The organism is Polaromonas sp. P1_E1_2, assembly GCF_056406035.1.
Genome location: NZ_JBFUAZ010000478.1, coordinates 1 through 3,344, shown reverse-complemented (window position 1 = coordinate 3,344; position 3,344 = coordinate 1). Strand labels below are relative to the sequence as shown.

General features: G+C 61.0%; 4 protein-coding genes. All 4 read left to right on the top strand.

Annotation, left to right across the window (positions count from 1 at the left end):
• Positions 1-912 (top strand): extracellular solute-binding protein (locus tag AC1D1P_RS18430; RefSeq protein ID WP_477673961.1); only part of this gene is annotated, 912 nt, incomplete at its 5' end.
• Positions 913-993: 81 nt separating this feature from the next.
• Entirely contained in the window at positions 994-1,851 is an 858-nt protein-coding gene (locus tag AC1D1P_RS18425; protein WP_477669911.1) for a carbohydrate ABC transporter permease, read from the top strand.
• Between the two features lie 10 nt (positions 1,852-1,861).
• Positions 1,862-2,686, top strand: a complete 825-nt coding sequence (locus tag AC1D1P_RS18420; protein WP_477673960.1) for a carbohydrate ABC transporter permease — start codon at positions 1,862-1,864, stop codon at positions 2,684-2,686.
• Positions 2,687-2,699: 13 nt separating this feature from the next.
• Positions 2,700-3,344, top strand: a 645-nt coding sequence (locus AC1D1P_RS18415; RefSeq protein ID WP_477673959.1) for an ABC transporter ATP-binding protein, incomplete at its 3' end; no start/stop codon positions are given.

Here is a 3,344-nt window from a genome sequence, read left to right as displayed (position 1 = left end):
GGCGAGAGCTCGATGCTCATGTACCGCAAGGACCTCGCCGACAAGGTCGGCTTCAAGATGCCCGAGCAGCCCACCTGGACACAGGTGAAGGAACTGGCCGGCAAGATCCATGATCCGAAGGCCGGTGTGTATGGCATGTGCCTGCGCGGCAAGCCGGGCTGGGGCGACAACATGGCCTTCCTGACCACGCTGGTCAATACCAACGGCGGCCAGTGGTTCGACATGCAGTGGAAACCGCAGATCGACACCAAGCCGTGGAAGGACGCGATCGGCTTCTACGTGGACCTGATGAAAGCCTACGGCCCGCCCGGCGCCTCGGCCAACAGCTTCAACGAGAACCTCGCACTCTTCAACGAAGGAAAGTGCGGCATGTGGGTGGACGCAACCATCGCCGCCTCGTTTATCAGTGATCCGAAGCAGTCGAAGGTGGCCGACAAGGTGGCCTTTGCCCAGGCCCCTGTTGCCGTCACGCCCAAGGGCGCCAACTGGCTGTGGACGTGGAACCTGGCCATTCCGGCCAGCTCGACCAAGGGCGCGGCTGCCCAGACCTTCGTGAAGTGGGCTACCTCCAGGGAGTACATCAATCTGGTCGCCAAAGAACATGGCTGGGGGACGGTACCCACCGGCACGCGCAAGTCGACCTACGCAAACCCAGAGTTCCAGAAGGTTGCGAAGTTTGCTGCCGCCGAGAAGAAAGCCATCGACAGCGCCAACCTCAGCGACAGCACGCTGCCCAAGTCGCCTTACGTCGGCGTGCAGTACGCGGCCATTCCCGAGTTCCAGGCCATCGGCGTGGCGGTGGGGCAGCAGATGAGCGCAGCGCTGTCGGGCAAGGTCACAGTGGACCAGGCCCTGAAGACATCACAGACAGCCGCCGAGCGCGAGATGAAAAAGGCCGGGTATTACAAGTAAACCCACAGGCAGCATGCCCTGCCCGCGGACCGGTGAAGCCGGATCCGCGGCAGTTCTGCCCCGACGCCCGGGACCCACAACATGAACCGCCTCCTGCCTCGCGCGCTCATGGCGCCCGCAGTGCTCACGCTCTTCCTCTGGATGATCGTGCCGCTCGTGATGACCCTGTACTTCTCGTTCGTGAGCTACAACCTCATGCAGCCCGGCGACCATCCGTTCGTCGGCATCGAGAACTTCCAGTACTTCATCACCGATCCGGACTTCTGGCCCGCGACCTGGAACACGCTGCTGCTCATCGGCAGCGTGATCGTCATCACGGTGGTGTTCGGCGTGCTGCTCGCGCTGCTGGTGAACGAGCCCTTTCCGGGGCGAGGCATCGTCCGCGTGCTGCTTATCTCGCCTTTTTTTGTCATGCCCGCAGTGAACGCATTGCTGTGGAAGCACATGATGATGAACCCGATCTACGGCGTGCTTGCCGATCTCTGGCGTTTTTTCGGTGCGCAACCGGTCGACTGGCTCACCGATGTGCCGCTGTTGTCGGTGATCATCATGGTGGCCTGGCAATGGCTGCCCTTTGCCTGCCTGATCTTCATTACCTCGCTGCAGTCGCTCGACCGCGAGCAGATGGAAGCGGCACGCATGGACGGTGCAAGTTCGTTCCAGCGCTTCTTCTATCTCATCATTCCGCATCTTGGCCGGCCGATGGCGGTGGTGATCATGATCGAAATGATCTTTCTGCTCAGCGTGTTCGCCGAGATCGCCATCACCACCAATGGCGGCCCGGGCAACGAGAGCACCAATCTCACTTACATGATCTTCAAGCAGTCGCTCATGAACTTTGACGTGGGTGTGGCATCGGCAGGTGCTTTGTTTGCAGTGGTGGTGGCCAACATCGTGGCGGTGTTCCTCATCCGTATCGTCGGCAAGAACCTCGACTAAGGGAACGACTGTGCAACCCAGCAATTTTCTTCCGCAACTGCTGCGCACCGTGGGTGCGTGGGCAGTGGCGCTGCTGCTGTTCTTTCCGCTCGGCTGGCTGTTTCTCACGGCCTTCAAGACTGAACTGCAGGCGATTCATGTGCCGCCGCTCTTTATTTTCGAGCCCACGCTAGACAACTTCAGTGAAGTGCAGCGCCGCAGCGACTACTTGCTGTACGCGCGCAACTCGCTCATTACCAGCCTTGGCTCAACCCTCATCGGCCTGTTGATCGCGGCACCTGCCGCGTACTCGATGGCCTTCTTCCGTACGAAGAGGACGCGCGACATCCTGATGTGGATGCTTTCCACCAAGATGATGCCGGCGGTGGGTGCGCTGGTGCCGATCTACGTTCTCGCGCAGACCGCGGGCCTGCTGGATTCGCTCACCGCGCTGACCATTGTGTTCACGCTGGCGAACCTGCCGATCATGGTGTGGATGCTCTACAGCGCCTACAAGGACATTCCGAACGAGATCCTGGAAGCCGCACGCATGGACGGTGCGAGCCTCTGGACCGAATTTCGCCATGTTGTGCTGCCGCTGTCGGTGGGCGGTCTCGCTTCGACCGGCCTGCTGTGCCTGGTGCTGAGCTGGAACGAGGCCTTCTGGGCGCTCAACCTCAGTTCGGCCAAGGCCGGCACGCTGGCGACATTGATCGCCTCGTACTCCAGCCCCGAAGGGCTGTTCTGGGCCAAATTGTCAGCCGCCTCGCTGATGGCGATCGCACCGATCGTCGTGTTCGGCTGGTTCAGCCAGAAACAGCTGGTGCAAGGCCTGACATTCGGTGCGGTGAAGTGAAAGGAATTGACCCATGGCTTATCTGGAACTCAAGAACATCGAGAAAAGTTTCGGGGAAACCCAAATCATCCGCGGTGTTGATCTTGAAATCAACAAGGGCGAGTTCATCGTCTTCGTCGGACCTTCGGGTTGCGGTAAATCGACACTGCTGCGCCTCATCGCGGGGCTGGAGCCCATCACCCAAGGCAACTTGCTGCTGGACGGCAAGGACATCACCTGGACGCCTTCGGGCAAGCGTGACCTGGCGATGGTGTTCCAGAGCTACGCGCTCTACCCGCACATGAGTGTGTACGACAACATGTCCTTTGCGCTCAAGCTTGCGGGCGTGCCGAAGGACGAGATCCAGGCCAAGGTCGAGTACGCGGCCAAAACGCTCAACCTCACCCAGTACCTGGGCCGCACACCGAAAGACCTGTCGGGTGGACAGCGGCAGCGGGTGGCGATTGGCCGCGCCATCGTGCGTGCACCCAAGGTGTTCCTGTTCGACGAGCCCTTGTCCAACCTGGATGCCGCGCTGCGCGGCAACACGCGCGTCGAAATCCACAAGCTGCACCGCGCGCTCGGCGCGACGACCATTTACGTCACGCACGACCAGGTCGAGGCCATGACGCTGGCCGACCGCGTGGTGGTTCTCAGGGACGGGCTGATCGAGCAGGTC

What these genes read in the sequence shown, in the direction of transcription:
- AC1D1P_RS18425 (WP_477669911.1), top strand. Translation starts at nt 994, where the DNA reads ATGAACCGCCTCCTGCCTCGCGCGCTCATGGCGCCCGCAGTGCTCACG.